This window comes from Methylobacterium fujisawaense (assembly GCF_039619325.1).
GTDB lineage: Bacteria > Pseudomonadota > Alphaproteobacteria > Rhizobiales > Beijerinckiaceae > Methylobacterium > Methylobacterium fujisawaense.
In genome coordinates this window covers 779939-805210 of the sequence record NZ_CP155000.1, presented here as the reverse complement: position 1 = coordinate 805210, position 25272 = coordinate 779939, and the positions used below count along the sequence as shown (strand labels likewise).

Here is a 25272-nt window from a genome sequence, read left to right as displayed (position 1 = left end):
CATTATTCTGCATTGCAGAATGACAGGGAGTGTTGTGTGGTTCGTCAGGAGGTCGATGGAGGCGTGGCCGTGCTCACGCTCGCCAACCCGCCGGTCAACGCGCTCGGTGCCGCGTTGCGGGCCGCCCTCGACGGGGCCCTGGACCAGGCCATCGCGGACGAATCGGTCCGCGCGATTGTGCTGGCCGCCGAGGGTAAGGTGTTCGTCGGCGGGGCCGACATCACCGAGTTCGGCAAGCCGCAGCAGCCGCCGAGCCTGCCCGACATCCTGGACCGCCTCGATGCCAGCCCGAAGCCCGTGGTGGCGGCCATCAACGGCGTGGCCCTCGGCGGCGGCCTCGAACTGGCGATGGCCTGCCACGGCCGCGTCGCGGCGCCGGCCGCCAAGATCGGGCTGCCGGAGATCAAGCTCGGGATCATCCCGGGGGCGGGGGGCACGCAGCGCCTGCCGCGCCTGATCGGCCCCGACGCCGCCTTCCCGATGATGCTCACCGGCGAGCCCGTCTCCGCCGAGAAGGCGGCGGCGCTCGGCATCGTCGACGCCGTGGTCCTGGGCGACCTCGTGGCGGAGGCCCGGACCCGGGCCCTGGAGATCGCTGATGCGGGCCGCCTCCCGCGGGTGCGCGACCGGTCGGAGAAGCTCACGCCGGAGGCCCGCGAGCGGTTCGAGAGCCTGGCCGCCGAGGCGATGAAGCGGGATCCCGACGCCACCAACGTCCACGCCCTGGTGCGGGCCGTGCGCGCCGGCCTGGAGCAGGATTTCGACGCCGCCGTCGCGGTGGAGCGGGCCGAGTTCCGCACCCTGGTGGAGGATCCGCGCTCGAAGGCCCTGCGCTACACCTTCTTCGCCGAGCGCGAGGCGGCCCGCGTCCCCGGCCTGCCGAAGGACACGCCCCGCCGCCCCGTCCGGACGGCGGCGGTGATCGGCGCCGGCACGATGGGCGGCGGGATCGCCATGTGCTTCGCCAATGCCGGCATCCCCGTGACGGTGATCGAAACGGAGGCCGGTGCCCTGGAGCGCGGTCTCGACCGGGTGAGGGGCCTCTATGCCGGCTCGGCCAAGCGCGGCTCGATCACCGAGGCGCAGCGCGACGAGCGGGTCGGCCGGATCACGGGGGCGATCGGCCTGGAGAACGCCGCGGAGGCCGACATCGTCATCGAAGCAGCCTTCGAGGACATGGGCGTCAAGCGGGAGATTTTTTCCAAGCTCGACGCCATCGCCAAACCTGGCGCGATCCTGGCCACCAACACCTCCTACCTTGACGTGAACGCCATCGCGGCGGTGACGAGCCGGCCGCAGGACGTGCTCGGCCTGCACTTCTTCAGCCCCGCCAACGTCATGCGCCTCGTGGAGGTGGTCCGGGCCGAGAAGACCGCGCCGGACGTGCTCGCCACCGCCCTGGATCTCGGCAAGCGCCTCAACAAGCTGCCGGTGACGGTGGGGGTCTGCTTCGGCTTCGTCGGAAACCGCATGCTGGAGCGCCGCAGCCGCGCCGGCGAGCGCCTGCTGCTCGAGGGGGCGCTGCCGCACGAGGTCGACGCGGCGGTGACCGGTTTCGGCTTCCGGATGGGCCCCTTCGCCATGAGCGATCTCGCGGGGCTCGATATCGGCTGGCGCTCGCGCAAGGATTTCGGCGGCCGGGCGCCGGTCGCCGATTCGCTGGCCGAGCAGGGCCGCTACGGCCAGAAGACCGGCCGCGGCTTCTACCTCTACCCGGACGGCGCCCGCACCGGCACCCGCGACCCGGACGTGGAGGCCCTGATCGCCCGCGTCGCCGCCGAGCACGGCATCGCGCGCCGCAGCTTCACGCCGGACGAGATCGTGGCGCGACTGATGTACCCGATGGTCAACGAGGGCGCGCGGATCCTAGAGGAGGGCGTCGCGGCCCGTCCGAGCGACATCGATACGATCTGGATCAACGGCTACAACTGGCCGGCCTGGCGCGGCGGCCCGATGCACTGGGCCGATACGGTCGGGCTGAAGACCATCGCCGAGGCACTGTCGCGCTTCGCGGCCGAGACCGGGGACGACAGCCAGGAGCCGGCCCCGCTCCTGAAGCGCCTCGCCGCCGAGGGCGGCCGCTTCGCCGAGTGGAAGGCTTCGGCCTGATGCCGTTTCGGCTTGCGCACACCAAGTCCCGGTTTCGAAAGGTCCGGGACCTTTCGCGGGTGCAGGGCAGCGCCCTGCTGACGGCCGAGGCCGCATCCGTCGGGGCCTCGCCCCGACACCCCACCAAAGGGCGTGACGCCCTTTGGGAACCCCAGAGGATTCCGGCATGACCGACGCGGTGATCGTCGCGACCGCTCGCACGCCCATCGGCAAGGCCCATCGCGGCGCGCTGAACCTCACCCGCGGCGCCGATCTGGCCGCCCACGCGATCCGCGGCGCCCTGGACCGGGCGCGGCTGGAGCCGGAGGCGGTCGAGGAGGTGGTGCTCGGCTGCGGCTATCCGGAGAACGCCACGGGCGGCAACGTCGCCCGCCACGCCGCCCTGGTGGCCGGGATCCCGGTCGAGTCGGCCGGCGTCACGGTCTCGCGCTTCTGCGCCTCGGGCCTGGAGGCGATCGCCAGCGCGGCCCGGCGGATCATCCTCGACGGCGTGCCGGTGGCGGTGGCGGGCGGGGTCGAGTCGATCAGCCTCGTGCAGCCCAAGGTCCAGCGGGAGCTGACCCGCAATGCGTGGCTCGAGGCGCATCTGCCGGCGATCTACATGCCGATGATCGAGACCGCCGACATCGTGGCGGAGCGCTACCGGATCTCCCGGGAGGCGCAGGATCTCTTCGCCCTGGAGAGCCAGCGCCGCACCGCCGCCGCGCAGGAACGCGGATTGTTCGACGACGAGATCGTCCCGATGAGCGCCGTCATGGCGGTGACCGACAAGGCCACCGGCGAGACCCGGGAGGTCGAGACCCGGCTCGCCAAGGACGAGGGCAACCGGCCGGACACGACCCTGGAGGGTCTCGCCAAGCTCAAGCCCGTGCGCGGGGAGGGGGCCTTCATCACGGCGGGCAATGCCAGCCAGCTCTCGGACGGGGCCTCGGCCAGCGTGCTGATGTCGGCCGCCGAGGCGGCGCGGCGCGGCCTCGAGCCCCTCGGCATCTTCCGGGGCTTCGCCTCGGCGGGCTGCGGGCCGGACGAGATGGGCATCGGCCCCGTCTTCGCGGTGCCGCGGCTCCTGGAGCGGCAGGGCCTGCGGGTCTCAGACATCGACCTGTGGGAGCTGAACGAGGCCTTCGCGTCCCAGTCGGTCTATTGCCGCGACAAGCTCGGGATCGACCCGGACACGGTCAACGTCAACGGCGGCGCCATCGCGGTCGGCCACCCGTTCGGCATGTCGGGGGCGCGGCTCGTGGGCCACGCCCTGCTGGAAGGCCGCCGCCGCGGCGCGCGCTACGCCGTGGTGACCATGTGCGTCGCCGGCGGCCAGGGCTGTGCCGGCCTGTTCGAGATCGCCCGGAGCTGAATCGATGGATCTGCGCTTCACCGACGAGGAAATCGCGTTCCGCGACGAGGTCCGGAACTTCTGCCGGACGGAGATCCCGGCCGAGATCCGAAAAAAAGTCTCGGAGGGGCGCAGCCTCTCGAAGGACGACTACGTCACCAGCCAGCGGATCCTCAACGCCAAGGGCTGGGCGGTGCCGCACTGGCCGCAGGAATTTGGCGGCCGGGATTGGACCCCGATCCAGCGCTACATCTACACGGAGGAGCTGTTCCAGGCGGCGGTACCCCTGCCGCAGCAGTTCAACTGCTACATGTTCGGCCCGGTGCTGGCGACCTTCGGCCGGCAGGACCAGAAGGAGCGCTTCCTGCCGCGTGCCGCCAATCTCGACGATTGGTGGTGCCAGGGCTTCTCCGAGCCCGGGGCCGGCTCCGACCTCGCCTCGCTCAAGACCAAGGCCGTGCGCGACGGCGACCACTACGTCGTCGACGGCCAGAAGACCTGGACGACGCTCGGCCAGCACGCCGACTGGATCTTCTGCCTCGTCCGCACCGACTTCGAGGCCAAGAAGCAGCGGGGCATCTCCTTTCTCCTGATCGACATGACGACGCCCGGCATCACCGTGCGGCCGATCCTCACCCTGGAGGGCCGGCACGAGGTCAACGAGGTCTTCTTCGACTCTGTCCGCGTGCCGGTGGAGAACCTCGTCGGCGAGGAGAATAAGGGCTGGGACTACGCGAAATTCCTGCTCGCCAACGAGCGCACCGGCATCGCCCGGATCGGGCTCACCAAGGAGCGGATCGCCCGGATCAAGCGCCTCGCCCGGGAAATGCCGGCCGGACCCGGCACGATGTGGGACGATCCCGCCTTCCGGTCCCGCGTCGCGGAGGTCGAGGTCGAGCTGAAGGCCCTGGAGATCACCCAGATGCGGGTGGCGGCCAAGCAGGGCCGGGCGGATTCGGTGGAGCCGGACCCCGCCTCCTCGCTCCTCAAGATCCGCGGCTCGCAGCTCCAGCAGGCGGCGACGGAGCTGCTGGTGGAGCTCGCCGGGCCGTTCGCGCTCGCCGCCCCGGCACGCGGGGCAGGGGCCAACAACCTGCCCGGGGGCTTCGACTGGGTCGATGCGGCGGCGCCGAGCTATTTCAACAACCGCAAGGTCTCGATCTACGGCGGCTCGAACGAGATCCAGCACAACGTCATCGCCAAGGGCATTCTGGGTTTGTGAGACGATCCCGGATCCGCTTGCAGGCTTGAGAAACGCGGCGGTCGCGGCCTCGGCTCTCCCTCCCCCCCTCTGCGGGGGAGGGTGGCCCCCGAAGGGGGTCGGGAGAGGGGAGCGACGTTTCAGGACGCGGCACGCCCTTCATGCCGGTCGCGCCCTGTCCTGCAGCCGGGTTCCCCTCTCCCGGCCCCTGCTGACGCAGGGGCCACCCTCCCCCGCAGAGGGGGGAGGGAACGTCCGAGGACACCACCATGGATTTCGACCTGAACGAGGACCAGTCGCTCCTGCGCGACAGCGTCGAGCGGCTGGCCGCCGACCTCTACCCGTCCCTGGAAAGCAGGCAGGCGCGGCTCAAGGCGCCGCTCGGCTTCCCCGCGGAGGGCTGGGCGGCATTTTCCGAACTCGGCGTCACGGGACTGCCCTTCTCGGACGAGGACGGCGGCCTCGGCGGCGGCCCGGTCGAGACCATGCTGGTCATGGAGGCGGTCGGCCGCAACCTCGTGGTCGAGCCGCTGCTGGCGAGCCTCGTTCTCGGCTCGACGGCCCTTCGGCTCGGCGGCAGCGCCGCGCAGAAGGCGCGCCTCGTTCCCGACTTGGTCTCCGGTGACCTGCGCCTGACCCTCGCCCACACCGAGCGCCAGTCCCGCTACGACCTCGCCGACGTGGCGACCACGGCCCGACGCTCCGGCGACGGTTTCGTGCTGAGTGGGGCCAAGAGCGTCGTACCCAACGCCGACGCGGCCGGCCTGATGGTGGTCTCCGCCCGCGTGTCGGGTGAGCGGCGCGACGCGCAGGGGATCGGCCTGTTCCTGGTCCCGGCCGACGCTGCCGGCGTCGCGATCGAGGCCTACCCGACGCAGGATGGCGGCCGGGCCGCGGAGGTGTCCTTCTCGGAGGTGCCCCTGCCCGGCGACGCGGCGCTGGGCGATCCCGAAGCCGGCCTGCCGCTGCTGGAGCGGGTGGTGGAGCACGGGATCGCGGGGCTCGCCGCCGAGGCGGTGGGCTCCATGGACGCGCTCCACACGCTCACCGTGGAGTACCTCAAGACCCGTAAGCAGTTCGGCGTCAGCGTCGGGTCGTTCCAGGCGCTGCAGCACCGGGCGGTGGACATGCTGATTCAGCTGGAGCAGGCCCGCTCGATGGCCCTCTACGCCGCCATGATGGTCGACACGCCGGATGCGGCGGCGCGTGCGGCGGCCCTATCGGCCGTGAAGGTCCAGATCAACAAGGCCTGCCGGTATGTCGGCCAGGAGGCCGTGCAGCTCCACGGCGGCATCGGCATGACCCTCGAGTATATCGGCGCCCACCACTTCAAGCGGCTCGCCATGATCGAGTACCAGCTCGGCGACACCGCCCATCACCTGCGCCGCATCACGCAGGACGCGAACGGACTGCTGGCGGCGTAACCCACGCGGACATGGGGCTTCCAAAGGGCGTGCCCTTTGGTGGGGTGTCGGGGTGAAACCCCGACGAACAGGTCTCCGCCCCAGGCAGGGGAGGCGGAGACCTTGTGAAACCGCCTTCAGACCGTCGAGCGGTCAGTTGAACAGCGAGCCGACCCCACCCTGCACCCGGCCGAGGCCGGCGCGGGCGACGGAGTTGTTCGGATCGATCGTCGCTGCGCGCTGGTAGTTCTCCATCGCCTCCTTGCGCTGGCCCGACTTCTCGTAGGCCAGGCCGCGATAGGCCCAGGAGGTGGCGTCCTTGTTGTTGACGTTGAGGGCCGCGTTGTAGTCCTCGATCGCCTTCGGGTACTGGTTCGTGGCGATCAGGCTCTGGCCGCGCGCGGCGTAGGGCGCGGACTTGAAGGGGTCGCGGTCGATGGCGGCGTCGAAATCGGCGATCGCCTGCGTGTCCTGACCCTGCTTCTGCCGCACGAGGCCGCGGGCATGATAGGCCTCGGCCGATTCCGGCATCAGCCGGATCGCGACGTTGAGGTCGTTGAGCGCCTGGTCGAGGTTGCCCTGGGCGCGCTCGACATTGGCGCGGCCGATATAGGCCGGGCCGTAATTCGGATCGATCCCGATTGCCTTGGTGAAGTCCTGCAGGGCAGGGCCGTCGCGGCCGATCTGGCGACTCGCCAGGGCGCGGTTGTTGTAGGCGGAGGCGGAGTTCGGATCGAGCTGGATCGCCTTGGTGAAGTCAGCGATGGCATCGTTGAACTGGCCGGCGCGGGCATAGGCGGCGCCGCGGGTGTTGTAGGCGGCCGCGTCGTTCGGGTTGCGCTGCACGACCTCGGTCAGGGAGGCGATGTTGACGTTCGTGGCCCCCGTGGTGTCCTTCTCGAGGACCGCGTATTGCCGCGGGCCGGCCGCGCTCCCGACGGTCTCGCAGCCCGCGAGGCCGGCGGCCGAGACCATGGCTGCGCCGATCAGTGCCGTCTTTCGTCCCAGCCCGTTGCGTACGTTCATTGCCCCACTCTCCCCGAGGCGTCGCCCGCCTTGCGCGTGCCCGCCTCGCCCCTCACAGTCCAAGAGCCCGCGCCGTGCGCCGGGCACGCCCGAATCCGGGGCACCGTCGCGCATCACGGTGAAGGCCGGCTTAAGAAGCGCCGCGTCGTGATCCGGCCCCCGCCCGTCCCGGGGACGAAGGCGGTGCAGGCGGAATCGATCGACAGCATTCGGAACCGACCACGCTGTGGTGGAAGCGGTGGGATGTGGCGAAGGTATGGCTCGACGGTTCCGGGACGCCGCAGGCGGGCTTCCGACCGCCATGCGGCGATGCAGGTGTGCCTTGGAAGCCTCAGGAACCGGCCGGGACGGGCCCGAGGCGGGTCACGTGACCCATCTTCCGGCCGGGACGCGCCTCGCCCTTGCCGTAGAGGTGCAGATGGGCGCCGGGCTCGGCCAGCAGGGCGTGCCAGTCGTCGGCCTGGGCGCCGATCAGGTTGCGCATCTCCACCGGCAGGCCGCCGACCCGGCCCGGATCGCCCAGCGGCCAGCCGCAGACGGCCCGCACGTGCTGGGCGAATTGCGAGGTCAGCGCCCCCTCGCTGGTCCAGTGGCCGGAATTGTGGACCCGGGGCGCGATCTCGTTGACCACGAGCCGCTCCGCCCCGTCCTCGCGGACGAGGAACATCTCGACGGCGAGGACGCCGACATAGTCGAGGGCGTCGGCGATCCGCCGGGCGATCTCGAGGGCGATGCGGCCCGTCTCCGGGGCCACGCCCGGGGCCGGCACCCGCGTCAGAGCGAGGATGTGATCGCGGTGCTCGTTCTCGCACAGGTCGTAGGCCGCGAAGCTGCCGTCGCGCCCGCGGGCGCCCACCACGGAGACCTCGCGCTCGAACGGCACGAAGCCCTCCAGGATCAGCGGCGCGCCGCCGAACTCGGCGAACAGGGCGTTGCGGTCGCCCTCGGCCCGCTCGCGGAGCATGCGCTGCCCCTTGCCGTCGTAGCCGAAGCGGCGGGTCTTGAGCACCGCCGGCAAGCCGATCACCTCGATCGCCCGGTCGAGATCGTCGGGCGTGTCCACCGCCCGGAACGGCGCCGTCGGGATGCCCAGCCCGTTGATGAATTCCTTCTCGGAGAGGCGGTCCTGCGTGGTCGAGAGCGCCCGCGCGTTCGGGTGCAGGGCGGCGTGCCGGGCCAGGATGTCGGCGGTGGCGTGCGGGATGTTCTCGAACTCGTAGGTCACGACATCGACGCTGCACGCGAAGGCGGCCAGCGCCTCGGCATCGTCGTAGGCCGCGCAGGTGGTCCGGGCGGCCACGTCGAAGGCGGGGCTGTCCGCGTCGGGGGCGTAGACGTGCGCCTTGAGGCCGTAATCGGCCGCCGCCAGCGCGATCATGCGCCCGAGTTGGCCTCCACCGACGATGCCGAGGGTGGAGCCGGGGCCGAGGATCTTGTCCGTCACGCGTTCTCTTCCGTCACCGGCCGTTCGGCCACCGAGGCGCTCTGGGCCGCGCGCCACGCCTCCAGGCGCTCCGCCAGATCCGGATCGGAGAGCGCCAGGACGGCGGCGGCGAGCAGGGCCGCGTTGATGGCCCCGGCCCGGCCGATCGCCAGGGTCCCCACCGGGATGCCCGCCGGCATCTGGACGATCGAGAGGAGGCTGTCCTGGCCGGACAGGGCCTTGGATTCCACCGGGACGCCGAAGACCGGCAGGCGGGTCATCGCGGCCGCCATGCCGGGCAGGTGCGCGGCGCCGCCCGCCCCCGCGATCACGACCTTGAGGCCGGCCGCGACCGCGCCTTTGGCGAAGGCCACGAGCCGGTCCGGCGTGCGGTGGGCCGACACGATGCGCGCGTCGTAGGGTACGCCGAGGGCATCGAGCGTCTCGGCGGCATGCCGCATGGTCGCCCAGTCGGACTGGCTGCCCATGATGATCGCGACCGGAGGCGACGCCATCGTTGATCCCGGAAAAAGAGGGCGCTTACAGGCGGTGCGGGCCCGCGGCAAGGCGCGACCCGAAGACGTCCACCGGCATCAGGCGATGATGTCCGGCGTGAGCGCGTCCTCGATGTGGAAGATGCGGTCACGCAGGGTGAGCTTGCGCTTCTTCAGACGCTGGATCTGGAGCTGGTCGCCAGCCACGCTGCGCTCCAGCGCCTCGATGGCACCGTCGAGATCCCGGTGCTCCTCGCGCAGCCGCGCCAGTTCGCCCAGGAGGTCCGACTGCGCACTCTCACCCGCCTCGTCCGCCATCGTCACCTGAGGACCCGAAGACCGTTCATGGCCCGAGAGCATGCGTCACGCTCCGGCGCCGGACAAGACGGCGCGGTAAGCAATCATCAGACTTAGCAGCAGAAAACGCTTCGACAGGTCCGGCATCTTGTGCCAATCTCGGTGTGTCGAAACGATGACAGGAGATTCGGCTCATGTCGCTGCAGACGCATCTGAACCAACTCGCCCGGAAGCACGAAGCCCTCGAGCGTGAGATTCAGGAAGCGATCCACAGACCTTCGGCGAACGACCTTCACATCGCCGAGATGAAGCGACGGAAACTCCTTCTCAAGGACGAGATCAACAGGCTGCAGGCGAACGGCAATACGCTGCACTGAGCCCCTGATCCGTCCGCACGGATAGCAGAAACGGCACGACAGCTGCCGCCGCACCGGGAGACCGGTGCGGCGGTTTTGCGTTCTGCGACCGCTCGTTTGGAGAAACGGCCGCCTGGGGATCGCCGATCCGGGCGCGCGTCGTGCTCTCGCGGATGTGACCCCGGAGCCTTGGCGACGGGGCGCCTGCCGCGCCCGCACGCCCGGGGATCGAAACAGACGACCCGCGACCTCCCGGCAGATGCGTTTCCCGCCGGCCACGCCGAAGCGCCCGGCTTCGAAGCCGCCGATCCGGGATGCATCGGGCGAACGCGTCACGGAGCGCCCCTATGGCGCGAGCGAAGGCGCACGGCGGTTCCGGCGACCCACAACCGGCCTCGCACCCGCGGAAGAATGCGCTACTCTGGGCCCCGCTGCCGGAGAGCGGCCCGCGAGGAAACGCCGAACCGATGACGAGAGCCAGCCTGCCGGGCCGCTACCCGGACATCTACGATTCGGCCCGCCGCGACCCGGAGGCGTTCTGGCTCGGCGCGGCGCAGGCGCTCGACTGGGCGGACGTCCCGCAGCGGGCCTTCGCGCCGGATTCCGGCCCCTACGGCCGCTGGTTTCCGGACGGCACCCTGAACGCCTGCCACAATGCCGTGGACCGTCACGCCGACGGAGCGCGGGCGGATCAGGTGGCGATCCGCTACGATTCGCCCGTCACCGGGACCAAGCGCAGCATCACCTACCGCGCGTTGCGCGACGAGGTGGCGGTACTGGCCGCCGTCCTCGCCGGCCTCGGCGTCGGCAAGGGCGACCGGGTGATCCTCTACATGCCGATGGTGCCCGAGGCCCTGTTCGGCATGCTGGCCTGCGCACGGCTCGGCGCGGTGCATTCGGTGGTGTTCGGCGGCTTCGCGGCCAACGAGCTGGCGGTGCGGATCGAGGACGCGGCGCCGAAGGTGGTGCTCGCCGCCTCCTGCGGGATCGAGCCGAACCGCGTGGTCGCCTACAAGCCGCTCCTCGACGCGGCGATCGCGGCCTCGCGCCACAAGCCGGAAGCCTGCCTGATCCTGCAGCGCCCGCAGGCCGCCGCGACGCTCATGCCGGAGCGAGACCGCGACTGGGCCGAGGCCGTGGCGGCCGCCCGTGCGGCGGGGCAGCGGGCGGCCTGCGTGCCGGTCGCCGCCACCGACCCGCTCTACATCCTCTACACCTCCGGGACGACCGGGAAGCCCAAGGGCGTGGTCCGCGATACCGGCGGCTACCTCGTCGCCCTCGCGTGGTCGATGCCGAACCTCTACGGCGTCCAGCCCGGCGAGACCTATTTCTGCGCCTCCGACATCGGCTGGGTCGTCGGGCACTCCTACATCGTCTACGCGCCGCTCCTGCACGGCTGCACCACGGTCCTGTACGAGGGCAAGCCGGTGGGCACGCCGGATGCCGGCGCATTCTGGCGGGTCGTCGCCGAGTACGGGGTCGTGTGCCTGTTCACCGCGCCGACGGCGCTGCGGGCCATCAAGAAGGAGGATTCCGCCGGCGCCCGGATCGCCGATTACGACCTCTCGGCCTTCCGCAGCCTGTTCCTCGCGGGCGAGCGCGCCGATCCCGATTCGGTCGCCTGGGCCGAGCGGGTGCTGAACCGGCCGGTGATCGACCATTGGTGGCAGACCGAGACCGGCTGGCCGATCGCCGGCAACCCGATGGGTCTCGGCCTCCTGCCGGTGAAGCACGGCAGCACCTGCGTGCCGATGCCGGGCTACCAGGTCGAGGTGCTGGACGAGGGCGGCAAACCGGTCCCGGCCGGGACCATGGGCACCATCGCGATCCGCCTGCCCCTGCCCCCCGGCTGCCTGCCGACGCTCTGGGGCTCGGACGCGCGCATGCGGTCGAGCTACCTTTCCACGTTCCCGGGCTACTACGACACCTCGGATGCCGGGGTGATCGACGCGGACGGCTACATCACGGTGCTGGGACGCACCGACGACATCATCAACGTCGCCGGGCACCGCCTGTCCACCGGCGGCATGGAGGCAGTGCTGGCGGGCCATCCGGACGTGGCCGAGTGCGCGGTCATCGGCATCCGGGACGCCCTGAAGGGCGAAGTCCCCTGTGGCTTCGTGGTGCTCAAGGCCGGCGTCGACCGGCCGACCGAGACGATCGAGCGGGAACTCGTCGCCAAGGTGCGCGACGAGATCGGCCCCGTGGCGGCATTCAAGCTGGCCCTCACCGTGCCGCGGCTGCCCAAGACCCGCTCGGGCAAGATCCTGCGGGCCACCATGAAGCGCATCGCCGACCACGAGCCCTGGACGATGCCGGCGACGATCGACGACGCCGCGGCCCTCGACGAGATCGACGAGAGCCTGAAGGGGCGGGGAATCGGCGCCGATTGAGGCGCCGGACGGTCCCGCGATCGGGACAGGCGCCGAGTCCAGGCGGCTCTCCCCGCGCGGCGCCGGGTCACGGCGCGGCCCAACCGCATCCTGTGGGTAGAGCCGGAGCGGCGGTGAGGGGCGCGATGCAGGATGCGGCCGCCCTGACCCGCCGTCGCCCCTCTGCGGCCGCCGCGCTCAGCGCGCCTGCGTGATCCGCAGATTTCCGCCCGGCGCCACTGCCCCGGGAACGCAAGTGCAGGCTCCCTCACGCTCAGGGGAGGGGGCGATGGGTGGGGGGGGGCGGGGCAGATGGCACCGCACCGCTCGAGCCTGCGCCATCCCGCACGGGATCTGCGACCTCGTTCGCCGCCCCCCGGGGAGGCGACGATTGCCGCATCGCCACCCTGGCACGCTCTGGGACGCCGGCACTCCCCGGTGAGAGCGCGCGCGGGCTGCCGGGCAGGTTCCCGAGCCGCATGACCGGCGTGCGCGGCGCCGCCGCCGGTCTCGATACTCCAACGCCCATTGCGCTTTGGATGCCCATCACCATCTCTACACCATCCAACGGGATGGCCGGGAGATGTTTCGACGATGACCGACACCGCGCGCGACCTCCGTCCGAAGGTACCGGACAGCGAGAAGATCACGGTTAATCTTGGCTTCGTCGATCTCGGGCGCGTCGACCTGATGGTCCGCGACGGCTTCTACGCCAACCGGGCCGACTTCATCCGCACGGCCGTGCGCAATCAGCTGGACCGGCAGGAGGAGGCGGTCCGGCAATCGGTGGCGCGGCGCCAGCTCCGGCTGGGGCTCTCGCACTTCTCCCGCGCGGACCTGGAAGCGGCTCGGGATGCCGGCTCGCCCCTGCACATCCAGGTTCTGGGCCTCGCCACGATCGCCGCGGACGTCACCCCCGAACTGGCGCGGGCCGCGATCGCGTCCGTGGAGGTCCTGGGTGCCTTCCAGGCCAGCGCCGCCGTCAAGGCGGCACTGGCCGACCGAACCACCTGACCGTCCGCGCCCCGGTCGCGCGGAATCTCCACCCGAACCACGCCGTATGAGGACCCTCCCCATGTTCCGTTTCCCCAAGATTGACCCGTCGAAGCTCGACCTCTCGGCGTTCGGAATGCCGCAATTCGACCCGCACGCCTTCGGATCCGCGACGGCGAAGGGCAGGGGAACGCGGCCAGGAACCGGGCGAGGAACCGGGGCAGCGGACCGGACCGCCCGGATGCAGGACGCCATGGCGCGGTTCCGCCGCGGCCAGGAGGCCGCCGTCGCGCAATGGACCGAGGCACGACGCGGGATGGCAGACCGGCCCGGCACCGCCGGTCATGCCGAGCAGACCCTCGACATGGAGGCGCCGACGGCAGCCGGCGGTGCCTGGACGGCGCCGGATCAAGGCGGCGGTTCGCGACCAGGGACGGCCCCGGACCTGTCGGCGATGTTGCGCGCCCTGCGCGAGCGGCTGCCGAATGCCGGCCCGTCAGCCCGCCGCCCTGCCGCCGAAGTCCCGCCCGGGGCGCGGTTCGAGGATCGCGTTTTCACGGAGGCCGCCGGCAGCCGGGGCTACAAGGTCTACGTCCCGAGCGGCTACCGGGGTCAGGCCCTGCCCGTCATCGTGATGCTGCACGGCTGCACCCAGAACCCCGACGATTTCGCGGCCGGCACGCGGATGAACGCCCTGGCCGAGGAGCAGACGTTCCTGGTCGCCTATCCGGAACAGCCCCCGTCGGCCAACCTGCAGCGCTGCTGGAACTGGTACGCGGCGGGCGACCAAGTCCGCGAGGGCGGCGAGCCGGCGCTGATCGCCGGCATCGCCCGGTCGGTCGTGGCGGAGTTCTCGGCCGATCCCGGCCGGGTCTACGCGGCCGGGCTCTCGGCCGGCGGCGCCGCGGCGGCGATCCTGGCGGCGACCTATCCGGACCTATTCGCGGCCGTGGGCATCCATTCCGGGCTGGCCTGCGGGGCGGCCCGGGACATGCCCACCGCCTTCGCGGCCATGCAGGGGCAAGGGGCGGCACCGGGGCCGAATCGGCAGGCGGTCCCGACCATCGTGTTCCATGGCGACGGCGATCGAACCGTGCATCCCGTCAATGGCGATCGGGTCGCGGCGCAGGCCGTGCCGGCCCCGGGCCTGGACGAGACGGTCAGTCGGGGCACGAGCCCCGGGGGCATGGCCTATACCCGGACGGTCCGCAGCGACGCGACCGGCCGGCCGCTTCTGGAGCAGTGGGTTCTGCACGGGGCCGGGCACGCCTGGTCGGGCGGAAGCCCCGACGGATCCTATACCGATCCGCGGGGGCCCGATGCCAGCGGCGAGATGGTCCGGTTCTTCCTGGCGCAGGAAGGAGCGTCCGCGGACCGTGCCTAATCGTGACTGACCGTGGCGAGTGACGGCGCGGCCGGTCCGCCGCGCCGTCACCGTCGGGCTCTCAGGAGGCTGTCAATCGGCGTCCGAATCGTCGGCGTCATCCTCCAGGCCGGCGGGGGCCGACCGGTCCAGCGCCGGCGCGTAGGCGTCCTGCGTCGCATTCGTCGACACCGATGCCGGCACGCTCCGCGCGTTCGGGTCGGTCGGGATCAGGGTCGCGCTGGCCGCGACGAGGCCGGCCATCGAGCGGACGTCCTGGGGCTGGCGCGGATCGCGGGAGATCAGCGTGGCCTCCCGCTGCAGACGGAGATTGCAGGCCTGCGACGGCAGCCCGCCATTCGGCGTGCAGGCATCGTGGCGGGCGCAGGCGGCGTCGAGGGCGTCGATCGGCGGCAGCGGGGCGTTGTTGCCCGGACCGCAATAATTGCCGTGAACGAGCATCTTGGGTCCGCCGAAGGCGGCCGGCTGGGCATATGACGGCGCCGCGAGGGCGGCGCAGCCGGCGGCCAGAAGGAGCGAGGCGGCAAGTTTCGTGATCATCATTCAGGACCTCGGGCGATCTCGCCCCCTCAGGCGGTTCGCGTCGTGGCGACAGCGTCAGAAACGGTCAGCCGCATCGGCGAGTTCCCGACCCCCCAGCCGCAGGGCTGCCCTGCCGCAGCGCGCTGGCCGGCGCGGCCGTCCTGCGCCAGATTGACCGGACGCATCCGGAGCCACCCATGACTGCACGCCTGTTCGAACCGCTGGTTCTCGACGCGCTCACGCTCGAGAACCGCATCCTGATCGCCCCGATGTGCCAGTATTCGGCCCGGGACGGCGAAGCCACCGACTGGCACATGATGCATCTGGGCCAGCTCGCCATGTCGGGGGCGGGCCTGCTCACCCTGGAGGCGACCGCGGTCTCGCCGGAGGCCCGGATCACCGCCTGGGACCTCGGCCTGTACAACGACGGCTGCGAGCGGGCGCTCGGCCGCGTGCTCGACGCGGTGCGCGAATACGCGCCGATCCCGATCTGCATCCAGATCGCCCATGCCGGCCGCAAGGCATCGAGCGCGGCGCCCTGGGCCGGCGGCCAGCAGATCCCGCCGGAGCATCCCTATGGCTGGCGCACCGAGGCGCCCTCGGCGGTGGCGCACGGGGAGGACGAGGTCCCACCCCATGCCCTCGACGCCGCCGACCTGAAGCGCGTCCGCGACGAGTTCGTTGCGACCGCCAAGCGGGCGGTCCGGCTCGGCATCGAGGCCGTGGAGTTGCACGGCGCCCACGGCTACCTGCTGCACCAGTTCCTGTCGCCGATCGCCAACAAGCGGACGGATGCCTACGGCGGCAGCCTCGAGAACCGCATGCGCTTCCCCCTCGAGGTCTACGACGCGGTGCGCGACGTCGTCCCGGCGGGCCGCCCAGTCTGGCTGCGCGTCTCGGCCACCGACTGGGTCGAGGACGGCTGGGACCTCGACGAGACCGTGGCGCTGGCCCAGGCGCTGAAGCGCGCGGGCTCGCCGGCGCTCCATGTCTCGACGGGCGGCGTCTCGCCGAAACAGGCGATCAAGCTCGGGCCGGGCTACCAAGTGCCCTATGCCGAGCGGATCAAGGCCGAGACCGGGCTCACCACCATCGCGGTGGGGCTGATCACGGAAGCCCGGCAGGCGGAGACGATCCTGCAGGAGAACAGGGCGGACGCGATCTCGCTGGCCCGCGCCATGCTGTACGATCCGCGCTGGCCCTGGCACGCGGCCGCCGAACTCGGAGCCCGCGTCCGGGCGCCCAAGCAGTACTGGCGCTCGCAGCCGCGGGAGTACAAGGACCTGTTCAAGGATACGGCCTTCGGGCAGCGCTGAGGCCACCCTCAGCGCGGCAACGCCCCCACCAGCGGTCCGAGCGGGCGGCTGATGTCGGCACGGCCGAGATTCGGCGCGTAGAGGCTCGAGACCGAGCCGTCGAGGAACAGGGCGTTGCGGCAGCCGAGATCGTCTCGGAACAGCCGCGCGAAGGCCCCGAAGGTCACCGGGCGCTCGGAGATGGCGAAGATCGCGACGTGCCCATCGCCGGGCACGCCGACGCCGTTGCGGATCTTCTGGCTCGGCCCGTCGGCGGCGATCTTCGGGTGGATCTGGCCGTCGATCACCAGCATCGGTCCGGACTGCGTGGCGAAATCCGGGCGCATCTTCGCGCGGAGATAGCGGGCGGTGTCGGCCACTCCGGCGCGCTCGCCCTTCACCCAGAAGATCCCGTTCGGCTTGAGGTGGAAATTGCCCGGCCCGTCCGCCGTGGAGGCGCGCTTCAGCTCGTGGCCGTCCTCGATGTAGAGGCCCACCGGCGCCTGGTCCTTGTCGTACATGCCGGCATTCATCGCGAAGGCGAGACGGCCGCCCTGCTTCTCGGCGAGGGTGCCGAGGGCGCCGTAGGGCTTGCCGTCGTCCGAGAGCCAGAACAGCCGCAGCCGCTGCCGCCGCAGGTCGATGGTGCAGACCGTGAAGGTCTCGCCCTGCGCCTCCACCGGCCGGCACGGTTCCGTCGCCGCCGGGGTCGCCGCCCGGGCCGGGGCCGCTAGGGCGAGCAGCGCGATCAACAGGGCGTGAGCCGGTCGCAACATCATCATTCGTTCCATGCAGCTCGGGGACGGCGAGTCGGGGACGGCGAAGCTAGATCGGCGCGCGTCTCGCTCTGGAAAGCGGCGAATTTCGTGTTCCGGCCCGACCGGGACGCGTCAGGGGATCTCGCGTGGATCTCGCGGCTCCGCGCCGCGGGGCGGGGCTGGACCGTTTTGCCGATTCGCACGTTCTTAGCCGCAGAGGGCATTTTTTCCACGGAGATGACGTGATGAAGGGTGCAGTGCTCGGATCGGCCCTGCTGGCGGCGGGTGCCCTGGTTCTGGCGCCGGCCAGCGCGGACGCGCGCGGCTTCGGCGGCGGCGGCTTCCATGGCGGCGGCTTCGGAGGCGGCTTCCACGGGGGCGGATTCCACGGCGGCGGCTTCGGGGGCGGCGGCTTCCGTGGCGGCGGGTTCGGGGGATTCCGCAACGGCGGCTTCGGCGGCGGCTTCCGCGGCACCGGCTTCCGTCCGGGCGGCTTCGGCTACGGCCGCGGCTTCTACGGTCGGGGATACGGCTGGCGGGGCGGCTACGGCTATCGCGGCGGCTACGGCTACGGCCTCGGCGGCCTGGGTCTCGGCGTCGGGCTCGGCCTCGCGGCCGGCAGCCTCTACGGCGGCTATGGCTACGGTTATCCGGGCTACGGCTACGGCGGCTACTACGCGCCGGCCGCCTACGATTACGGCTACGGCGGCGGCTGCTACACCGTCCCGCGGGTGCGCTGGACCCCCTACGGCTACCGCCGCGTCCTGGTCGAACGCTGCTACTGAGCGTCATCGACAGCGAAAAGAATGGGACAGGCCGCCTCCGGGCGGCCTTTTCCTTGCGTGGCCCGCCGCATCGTTGGACAGCTCAGCCTGGGACGCCGATACTGGTATCCGGCGGCGGGAGACGGTGATGAGTTCAGCAACCGGGCAGGGGCGCGCGGCCGTGGAGGTGGTCGAGATCCGCGACGCCAGCCTCACCGCCTTCTATCGTTCGATGACCCCGCCGGAGCGGCACACCTTCTGGGCCTGCGCGGCCGGCTGGTGCCTCGACGGCATGGACTTCATGATCTACCCGCTGGTGATCGGGACGATCATGGCCCTGTGGCACGTGGATGCCGGCACGGCCGGTCTCGCCGCCACGGTGACGCTGCTGGCCTCGGCGCTGGGCGGCTGGCTCGCGGGCTTCATCGCCGACCGGATCGGCCGGGTTCTGACCTTGCAGATCACCATCCTGTGGTTCTCCTTCTTCTCCCTGCTCTGCGCCTTCGTGCAGAATTTCGAGCAGCTGCTCGTGGCCCGGGCGATTCTGGGCCTCGGCTTCGGCGGCGAATGGGCGGCCGGCGCCGTGCTAATCGGCGAGACCATCCGGGCCGAGTATCGCGGCCGGGCGGTCGGCTCTGTCCAGTCCGGCTGGGCCATCGGCTGGGGGCTGGCGGTCCTGTCGCAGGCGGTGACCTTCTCGCTGCTGCCCCCCGAGATCGCGTGGCGCTGGATGTTCGCGGTGGGCGCCCTGCCGGCCCTCCTGATCTTCTACCTGCGCCGCTACGTCCAGGAGCCGCAGGTCGCCGCCGAGACCCGCGCCCGGGCCATCGCCACCGGCGACCGGCCGAAGATCTGGGAGATTTTCTCCGGGCCGATCCTCAAGACCACCCTGCTCGCCTCGCTGGCGGCGGCGGGCTGCCAGGGCGGCTATTACGCGATCACCACCTGGGTGCCGCGCTTCCTCACCACCGAGCGCGGCCTGTCGGTGGTGTCCTCCACCGGCTACCTCGCGGCGCTGATCATCGGCTCGTTCACCGGCTACCTGGTCGGCGCCTGGCTCGCCGACCGGCTCGGGCGGCGGCCGCTGTTCCTGATCTTCTCGCTGGGCGCCATCGCGGTGATCGTCGCCTACACGCAGATCCCGCTCTCCAACAGCGTGCTCTGGGTGCTGGGCTTCCCCCTCGGGTTCTTCGCCTCCGGCTACTTCTCCGGCATGGGCGCCTTCCTGACCGAGCTCTACCCGACCCGCCTGCGCGGCTCGGGGCAGGGCTTCTGCTACAATTTCGGCCGGGGCGTCGGCGCCCTGTTCCCGGCGCTGGTCGGCTTCCTCGCCGAGCGCGCCGGCCTCGCCTCGGCCATCGCGATCTTCGCGGCCATCGCCTACGGGATCTTCTTCCTGGCGGCCTTCGCGCTGCCCGAGACCCGCGGCCGGGTCCTGCACGCGGATACCTGACCATGCCGGAGATCCGAGACTGCCCCGCCCCGGATCCGCATCCGGGCGGGCCCACCCGCTACCGGGTGCCCGCCGGCGCGGTCGACACCCACGCCCACGTGATCGGCCTGCCGCCGGCCTATCCGCTGGTGGCCGACCGCAGCTACACGCCCCCGGCCGCCCCGGCGGACCGGTATCTCGCGATGCTCGACGCCACCGGCATGGCCAACGGCGTGCTGATCCAGGTCAGCGTCCACGGCACCGACAACCGGCTGATGGTGGAGACGCTCCGGGCCAACCGGGAGCGTCTGCGCGGCATCGCGGTGATCCCGCTCGGCCTGCGCGACAGGGAACTCGCCGCCCTCAAGGCGGCCGGGGTGGTCGGCCTACGGCTCAACGTTCTGTTCGGCGGCGGGGTCGGGCTGGATCAGGTCGAGTCCTACGGGGCGCTCGCCCGCGAGATGGGCTGGCACCTCCAGTTCCTGCTCGATGCCCGTGAACTGCCGCCCATCGCGGTCCGCCTGTCGCGGCTGCCGGTGCCGCTGGTCTTCGACCATATGGGCCACATGCCGACCTCGGCGGGCGTGGACCATCCGGGCTTCCGGGCGCTGCTCGGCCTCGTCGCCGACGGCAACTGGGTGAAGCTGTCGGGCGCCTTCCGGGATTCCGTGACCGGTCCGCCCTACGCCGACACGATCCCGTTCGCCCGCGCCCTCAACGACGCCGCCCCCGAGCGCTGTCTCTGGGGCTCGGACTGGCCGCACGTGGCCGCCTGGGACGGGCCGCCCCGGACCGCGACGCTCCTCGACCTGATGGCCGACTGGGTTCCGGACGCGGATCGGCGCCGGATGGTCTTCGCCGACAACCCGCGCCGGCTCTACGGATTCCGGTAGGGCAGGGGTTCAATGCCGGCCGGAGACCATGCCGTCTGCGCGCGCGGGATTCGTTCGCGCCGCCGGCGAGGGAGGGGACCCGGTCAAACCCGCAGGTCGACGCTCAGTCCCTGTCCGGGGGGCGCCGGGGGACTGGCGTTCGCCGCGCTCTGGGCGCTGTCCGCGACGAGGCCGGCGACGGCCTTGTCGGCCGCGAGCTGCTGCTTGGCGACGGCGATGCCGATCTGCTGGTTCTGGGACGAGCCCAGCATCTGAACGGCGGTGGCAGCCAGGGTATCCATGGCCCTGTGATAATCCTCCCGCCTGAATCCCGCGTTACGCAGATCCGGGGCTTTCGAGCGAATCCGGATCAATCGCCCCGGACGGCACCGCGGGCGGCCTGCCGTCAGAAGCTCGGCGGCGTGCAGGCGCTCACCACCTCGCAGGGGTTGGGCCCGACGCAGCGGAACCGGTGCGGGCGGCGGCTGTCGAAGCTGTAGGCGTCGCCGGGGCCGAGGATCCGGCGCTCGGCGTCCACCGTCACCTCCAGGCGGCCGGAGAGCACGATGCCACCCTCCTCGCCCTCGTGGGAGAGCGGCACCCGGCCGGTATCGGCCCCGGGCTCGTAGCGCTCCTTGAGGATCTGGAGCTTGCGCCCGAACAGGCTGTCGCCGACCTGACGGTACGAGATCGCCCCCTTGGCGGCCCGGCGGCCGATCTCGGTCAGCTCCTCGGCGGCGAAGAACGCCTTGCGCTCCGGCTCCGGCTCCAGGGCGAAGAACTCGGCCATGCCGATCGGCACGCCGTCGAGGATCCGTTTGAGCGCACCCACCGACGGGTTCACCCGGTTCGCCTCGATCAGCGAGATCGCCGAGTTGGTCACGCCGGCGCGCTTGGCGAGCGTCCGCTGCGACAGGCCGTGGCGGGCGCGCACGAAGCGCAGGCGCGCGCCGACATCGATGCTCATCCGGCTCAGGCCCGTTTCAGGTGTTGCGGATCCCGCAACGGTGCCACCCGCGGCCCCATTCCTGCAAGGGGTTGGCGGCGACCAGAAAAGGACTTGTTGCCCGATCGGCGAAGGTGTCCCCTGGTCCCGCCGCCCGATCCGCGCCGCCCGCCCCGGAGAACCGCCCCATGACCGACCATCCGCTCCGCAACACGCCCGCGATGGACGCCTTCTGGATGCCGTTCACGGCCAACCGCCAGTTCAAGGCGGCGCCACGCCTGCTCGTGTCGGCCGAGGGCATGCACTACACCGCCGATGACGGCCGCTCAGTCCTCGACGGCACCGCGGGCCTCTGGTGCGTCAATGCCGGCCACGGGCGCCGGGGCATCGCGGCGGCCGTGGAGCGCCAGCTCGCGACCCTCGACTTCGCCCCGACCTTCCAGATGGGCCACCCGATCGCGTTCGAATTCGCCGAACGCCTCGCCGAGATCGCCCCGGGCGGCCCCGACAAGCGCCTCGACCGGGTGTTCTTCACCAATTCCGGCTCGGAATCGGTCGACACGGCCCTCAAGATCGCGCTGGCCTACCAGCGGGCGATCGGGCAGGGGACCCGCACCCGGCTGATCGGCCGCGAGCGCGGCTATCACGGCGTCGGCTTCGGCGGGCTCTCGGTCGGCGGCATCGTGTCGAACCGCCGGGTCTTCCCGCAGCTCAACGGCACCGACCACCTGCGCCACACCCACGACCCGGCCCGCAACGCCTTCGTGAAGGGCCAGCCCGAGCACGGGGCGGAACTCGCCGAGGATCTGGAGCGGCTGGTGGCCCTCCACGGGGCCGAGACCATCGCGGCCTGCATCGTCGAGCCGGTGGCGGGCTCCACGGGGGTGCTGATCCCGCCGAAGGGCTACCTGGAGCGCCTGCGCGAGATCTGCACGAAGCACGGCATCCTGCTGATCTTCGACGAGGTCATTTCCGGATTTGGCCGCCTCGGCGCGCCGTTCGCGACCGACTTCTTCGGCGTCGTCCCCGACCTCGTGACCAGCGCCAAGGGCCTGACCAACGGCACGGTGCCGATGGGCGCGGTCTTCGCGAGCCGGGCGGTCCATGACGGGCTGATGCACGGCCCGGACGGGATCGAGCTGTTCCACGGCTACACCTATTCCGGGCACCCGGTCGCCTGCGCGGCCGGCATCGCCACCCTGGATATCTACCGGGACGAGGGGCTGCTGACCCGCGTCACCGACATCGCCGACGACTGGGCCGCGGCGATGCACGACCTGCGCGGACGCAAGAACGTCATCGACATCCGCACCATCGGGCTGATCGCCGGCATCGAGCTGGCGCCGCGGCCGGACGCGCCCGGCAAGCGCGCCTACGAGGTGTTCGTCGACTGCTTCGAGCGCGGCCTGCTCACCCGGGTGACCGGCGACATCATCGCCCTGTCGCCGCCGCTGATCATCGAGCGCGGCCAGATCGGCGAGATCGTGGACGTCCTCGGCGCGGCGATCGACCGGGCCGCCTGAGAGCCCTCTCGGTCTCTGCGAGCGCAGCGAAGCAATCCAGGGTCGCGCCACGCTTAAGGATGTCGCGCTGCCCTGTGTCGCGTCGCTGCGCACGCGGTGACGGAGAGGGGTGACGCGATCCCGCAACCCTTGCGGTCCGCACAGGCGCCCCCGGCGCGCGGTGGGGTTGTCGCAACACTGCCGACGCCCATCTGCCCCGGACCCGGATTTGAGCCGGGCATGAGGGTTTCTATGTCGAACACCGCCCTGATCGTCGGCGCCAGCGGCATCGTCGGCAGCGCCACAGCGGCGCTGCTCCATCAGGAGGGCTGGCAGGTTGCCGGCCTCGCCCGTCATCCGGTGCGGCAGGACGGCGTCGCGCCGGTGGCCGGCGACCTGCAGGATCCGGCCTCCCTGGCGCGGGCACTCGCCGACATCGCCCCGTCCCACGTGTTCCTGGCGACCTGGCAACGGCGTCCCACCGAGGCGGAGATGATCCGCGTCAACCGGGCCATGATCGAGAACCTGCTCGAGGCCCTGCGCCCGAAGGGCAGCGTCTGCCACGTCGCCCTGGTGACGGGGCTGAAGCACTATCTCGGCCCGTTCGAGGCCTACGGCAAAGGCCGCCTGCCGCAGACGCCGTTCCGCGAGGACCAGGGCCGGCTCGATATCGAGAACTTCTATTACGCCCAGGAGGACGCGGTCTTCGCGGCCGCCGCGCGCGACGGCTTCACCTGGAGCGTCCACCGCCCGCACACGATCACCGGCAAGGCGGTGGGCAACGCCATGAACATGGGCACGACGCTCGCCTGCTACGCCACCCTGTGCCGGGAGCTGGGGCGGCCGTTCGTGTTCCCGGGCTCGGCCGTACAGTGGAACGGGCTCACCGACATGACCGACGCGCGGTTGCTCGCCCGCCAGCTGCTCTGGGCCTCCACGGAGCCGAAGGCGGCGAACGAAGCCTTCAACGTCGTCAACGGCGACGTCTTCCGCTGGAGCTGGATGTGGGGCCGGATCGCCGACTGGTTCGGGATCGAGGCGGTGCCCTTCGACGGAACGCACCGGCCGCTCGAGCCCCGGATGGCGCAGGACGGGCCGGCCTGGGCGGAGATCGCCGCGCGGCATGGGCTCGCCGAGCCGAACCTCGAGAAGCTGGCCTCCCCCTGGCACACGGATGCCGATCTCGGCCGGCCGATCGAGGTCGTCACCGACATGAGCAAGAGCCGGCGCCTCGGCTTCACGGCCTACCAGCCCACGGACGACGCGTTCTTCGACCTGTTCGGCCGGCTCCGGGCGGACCGGCTGATCCCCTGAGCCGGGGCTGTCCGGTCAGCGCGCGTCGCGCTGCAAAGAAAGCACGCGCACCAAGCCCTCTCCCTGAGGGGGGAGGGAACCCGCCCCCGGCCCCGGCCTGCCGACCTCAGGCGGCCTTGCGCTCGGTCCCGCACCACTCGGCCACGAACAGCGCCATGGCGGTGGTGCAGCGTTGCACGGAGGCCAGGCTCACCCGCTCGTCGAAGCCGTGGATGTTCTGGGCGGTCGGGCCGTAGCAGAGCGCCGGGACCCGGTCGTAGAGGGCGTGCACGCGGGTATCGAGGTAGGAGGGCGACGTGAAGCTCTGCAGCGGCGAACCGATCGCCCGCGCGTGGGCGCGGCCGAGCACGGCCTCGGCCTCGGAGCCCGCCTCCAGCACGTAGCCCTCGACGAAGAAGCCGTTGAAGACCACGCGCGGCGGATTGTTGGCCAGGAACGGGTCGCTACGGGCGAAGCGCGACACCGCCGCCTCGATCTCGGCGGCGGCCTGGGCGGCAGTCACGCCCGGATAGAGCGCGATGCGGCATTGGATCCGGCACCAGGCTGGGACCGAGGAGGCCCAGTCGCCGCCCTCGATCTTGCCGATATTGAGATTGATCGGGTGGTCCTCGTTCTCGAAATGGGGGTGCGCGCTCGTCTCGGCGTTCCAGCGGGCCTCGACCTCCCGGAGCGCGCCGATCACCCGGTAGGTGGCGTCGATGGCGTTGGCGCCCGCCCCCATCTCGCGGACGTGGACCGGCACGCCCCGGACCTCCACGGCGAACCAGAGCACGCCGGTATTGGCGCGCACGAGCTTCTCGTCCTCGGGCTCGGGGATCAGCACGGCGTCGGCCCGGTAGCCGCGCAGATGGGTCATCAGCGCGCCGTTGCCGGTCGATTCCTCCTCGACCACCGACTGCACCGTCACGGAGGCCGCCGGCTGCAGGCCGAGGCGGGCCAGGGCGTCGAGGGCGAACAGGTTCGCGGCGTGTCCCGCCTTCATGTCGCCGGCCCCGCGGCCGTATAGCCAGTCGCCCTCGACTACCGGGTCGAAGGGCCGATGGGTCCAGAGATCGAGCGGGCCGGTCGGCACCACGTCGACATGCGCCTGCAGGATCAGCGAGCGCCCGGTCTCGGTGTTCGGGCGGTGGTGGCAGACGACGATCGGCGCGTCCGAATGGAGGGCGTCATCGATCTTGGAGCCCCCCGGATGCGCCGCGATGGCGGCGCGGTCCATGGCGAAGCGCTCGGTCGCGTAGCCCCGGGCGCGGAATTGCGCGAAGACGTAATCCTGGCAGGCATGCTCCGCGCCCCGCAGGGAGGCGAACCGGACCAGAGCCTGCGTGTGGGCGACCTGATCGGCAAAGCCCTCCGCCACGGACGCTTCGATCTCGGCGGCGAGGGTGGGGTCGAGGGCCATGGGAACTCCGAACCGTCTGCGGCCGAAGGAGGCCCCCGGGCTCGGGCCGCTGTCAACCGGCGGTCGGTGAGGCATGG

General features: G+C 71.5%; 23 protein-coding genes. 14 read left to right on the top strand and 9 right to left on the bottom strand.

What is annotated here, in order from left to right; genetic code table 11:
• Positions 1 to 36: 36 nt before the first annotated feature.
• The 4 genes from ABC766_RS03800 (at position 37) to ABC766_RS03785 (ending at position 6067) form a co-directional block, all read left to right on the top strand.
• Positions 37 to 2109, top strand: coding sequence for a 3-hydroxyacyl-CoA dehydrogenase NAD-binding domain-containing protein (locus tag ABC766_RS03800; protein WP_345821187.1), 2073 nt, complete (start codon positions 37 to 39; stop codon positions 2107 to 2109).
• Between the two features lie 166 nt (positions 2110 to 2275).
• Entirely contained in the window at positions 2276 to 3463 is a 1188-nt protein-coding gene (locus ABC766_RS03795; RefSeq protein ID WP_345821186.1) for an acetyl-CoA C-acyltransferase, read from the top strand.
• 4 nt (positions 3464 to 3467) lie between these two features.
• Positions 3468 to 4664 (top strand): acyl-CoA dehydrogenase family protein, encoded by a 1197-nt coding sequence (locus tag ABC766_RS03790; protein ID WP_043756149.1) that lies wholly within the window; start codon positions 3468 to 3470, stop codon positions 4662 to 4664.
• A 248-nt stretch (positions 4665 to 4912) separates the two neighbouring features.
• The gene (locus ABC766_RS03785; protein WP_345821185.1) at positions 4913 to 6067 is read left to right on the top strand and encodes an acyl-CoA dehydrogenase; all 1155 of its coding nucleotides are present in this window, start codon (positions 4913 to 4915) and stop codon (positions 6065 to 6067) included.
• 132 nt (positions 6068 to 6199) lie between these two features.
• Here the strand turns inward: ABC766_RS03785 and ABC766_RS03780 are convergent, their stop codons facing one another.
• From ABC766_RS03780 to ABC766_RS03765, 4 genes are all read right to left on the bottom strand, one after another.
• Positions 6200 to 7072 carry a tetratricopeptide repeat protein gene (locus ABC766_RS03780; protein WP_043347979.1) on the bottom strand — a complete coding sequence of 291 codons (873 nt, stop codon included), beginning with the start codon at positions 7070 to 7072 and terminating at the stop codon, positions 6200 to 6202.
• A 331-nt stretch (positions 7073 to 7403) separates the two neighbouring features.
• Positions 7404 to 8516: a 5-(carboxyamino)imidazole ribonucleotide synthase gene (locus ABC766_RS03775; protein WP_345821184.1), complete on the bottom strand. Its 1113-nt coding sequence runs from the start codon at positions 8514 to 8516 to the stop codon at positions 7404 to 7406.
• Positions 8513 to 9010: a 5-(carboxyamino)imidazole ribonucleotide mutase gene (purE, locus tag ABC766_RS03770; RefSeq protein ID WP_287088998.1), complete on the bottom strand. Its 498-nt coding sequence runs from the start codon at positions 9008 to 9010 to the stop codon at positions 8513 to 8515. The genes ABC766_RS03775 and purE overlap by 4 nt, the downstream gene beginning before the upstream one ends.
• 78 nt (positions 9011 to 9088) lie before the next feature.
• Positions 9089 to 9349, bottom strand: a complete 261-nt coding sequence (locus ABC766_RS03765) for a YdcH family protein (protein ID WP_078947082.1) — start codon at positions 9347 to 9349, stop codon at positions 9089 to 9091.
• Positions 9350 to 9480: 131 nt separating this feature from the next.
• Between ABC766_RS03765 and ABC766_RS03760 the strand changes: the two genes are divergently transcribed.
• The 4 genes from ABC766_RS03760 to ABC766_RS03745 all read left to right on the top strand — a co-directional run bounded on the left by ABC766_RS03760 (position 9481) and on the right by ABC766_RS03745 (position 14391).
• A complete protein-coding gene (locus tag ABC766_RS03760) occupies positions 9481 to 9663 on the top strand; it encodes a YdcH family protein (RefSeq protein WP_043347966.1) in 183 nt (60 codons plus the stop codon).
• A gap of 446 nt (positions 9664 to 10109) precedes the next feature.
• Complete coding sequence (locus tag ABC766_RS03755; RefSeq protein WP_345821183.1) at positions 10110 to 12035, top strand: propionyl-CoA synthetase; 1926 nt, start codon at positions 10110 to 10112, stop codon at positions 12033 to 12035.
• 573 nt (positions 12036 to 12608) lie between these two features.
• Positions 12609 to 13028, top strand: a complete 420-nt coding sequence (locus ABC766_RS03750; protein ID WP_075379812.1) for a CopG family transcriptional regulator — start codon at positions 12609 to 12611, stop codon at positions 13026 to 13028.
• 220 nt (positions 13029 to 13248) lie between these two features.
• A complete protein-coding gene (locus tag ABC766_RS03745; protein ID WP_426315794.1) occupies positions 13249 to 14391 on the top strand; it encodes an extracellular catalytic domain type 1 short-chain-length polyhydroxyalkanoate depolymerase in 1143 nt (380 codons plus the stop codon).
• Positions 14392 to 14463: 72 nt separating this feature from the next.
• Here the strand turns inward: ABC766_RS03745 and ABC766_RS03740 are convergent, their stop codons facing one another.
• On the bottom strand, positions 14464 to 14934 hold the full coding sequence (locus ABC766_RS03740) for a hypothetical protein (RefSeq protein WP_051044695.1): 471 nt from the start codon (positions 14932 to 14934) through the stop codon (positions 14464 to 14466).
• 176 nt (positions 14935 to 15110) lie between these two features.
• Here ABC766_RS03740 and ABC766_RS03735 point away from each other — a divergent pair, with 176 nt between their 5' ends.
• The gene (locus ABC766_RS03735) at positions 15111 to 16229 is read left to right on the top strand and encodes an NADH:flavin oxidoreductase/NADH oxidase (RefSeq protein WP_345821181.1); all 1119 of its coding nucleotides are present in this window, start codon (positions 15111 to 15113) and stop codon (positions 16227 to 16229) included.
• 8 nt (positions 16230 to 16237) lie between these two features.
• Here ABC766_RS03735 and ABC766_RS03730 read toward each other — a convergent pair whose 3' ends face one another.
• Entirely contained in the window at positions 16238 to 16990 is a 753-nt protein-coding gene (locus ABC766_RS03730) for a phosphodiester glycosidase family protein (protein ID WP_427902314.1), read from the bottom strand.
• Between the two features lie 221 nt (positions 16991 to 17211).
• Here ABC766_RS03730 and ABC766_RS03725 point away from each other — a divergent pair, with 221 nt between their 5' ends.
• The 3 genes from ABC766_RS03725 (at position 17212) to ABC766_RS03715 (ending at position 20055) form a co-directional block, all read left to right on the top strand.
• On the top strand, positions 17212 to 17751 hold the full coding sequence (locus ABC766_RS03725) for a hypothetical protein (RefSeq protein WP_345821179.1): 540 nt from the start codon (positions 17212 to 17214) through the stop codon (positions 17749 to 17751).
• Between the two features lie 127 nt (positions 17752 to 17878).
• Complete coding sequence (locus ABC766_RS03720) at positions 17879 to 19183, top strand: MFS transporter (RefSeq protein ID WP_043383458.1); 1305 nt, start codon at positions 17879 to 17881, stop codon at positions 19181 to 19183.
• A 2-nt stretch (positions 19184 to 19185) separates the two neighbouring features.
• Complete coding sequence (locus ABC766_RS03715) at positions 19186 to 20055, top strand: amidohydrolase family protein (RefSeq protein WP_345821177.1); 870 nt, start codon at positions 19186 to 19188, stop codon at positions 20053 to 20055.
• An 83-nt stretch (positions 20056 to 20138) separates the two neighbouring features.
• On the opposite strand, the gene ABC766_RS03710 is transcribed toward ABC766_RS03715, so the two are convergent.
• Both ABC766_RS03710 and ABC766_RS03705 read right to left on the bottom strand, forming a co-directional pair.
• Positions 20139 to 20336 (bottom strand): hypothetical protein, encoded by a 198-nt coding sequence (locus ABC766_RS03710; protein ID WP_075379816.1) that lies wholly within the window; start codon positions 20334 to 20336, stop codon positions 20139 to 20141.
• Between the two features lie 104 nt (positions 20337 to 20440).
• The gene (locus tag ABC766_RS03705; protein WP_012318079.1) at positions 20441 to 21001 is read right to left on the bottom strand and encodes a cupin domain-containing protein; all 561 of its coding nucleotides are present in this window, start codon (positions 20999 to 21001) and stop codon (positions 20441 to 20443) included.
• A gap of 167 nt (positions 21002 to 21168) precedes the next feature.
• Here ABC766_RS03705 and ABC766_RS03700 point away from each other — a divergent pair, with 167 nt between their 5' ends.
• Both ABC766_RS03700 and ABC766_RS03695 read left to right on the top strand, forming a co-directional pair.
• Positions 21169 to 22503 carry an aspartate aminotransferase family protein gene (locus tag ABC766_RS03700; protein ID WP_043347931.1) on the top strand — a complete coding sequence of 445 codons (1335 nt, stop codon included), beginning with the start codon at positions 21169 to 21171 and terminating at the stop codon, positions 22501 to 22503.
• Between the two features lie 231 nt (positions 22504 to 22734).
• Positions 22735 to 23796, top strand: coding sequence for an SDR family oxidoreductase (locus ABC766_RS03695; protein WP_345821173.1), 1062 nt, complete (start codon positions 22735 to 22737; stop codon positions 23794 to 23796).
• A gap of 106 nt (positions 23797 to 23902) precedes the next feature.
• Here the strand turns inward: ABC766_RS03695 and ABC766_RS03690 are convergent, their stop codons facing one another.
• Entirely contained in the window at positions 23903 to 25195 is a 1293-nt protein-coding gene (locus tag ABC766_RS03690; protein WP_345821172.1) for an ArgE/DapE family deacylase, read from the bottom strand.
• Positions 25196 to 25272: the final 77 nt, after the last annotated feature.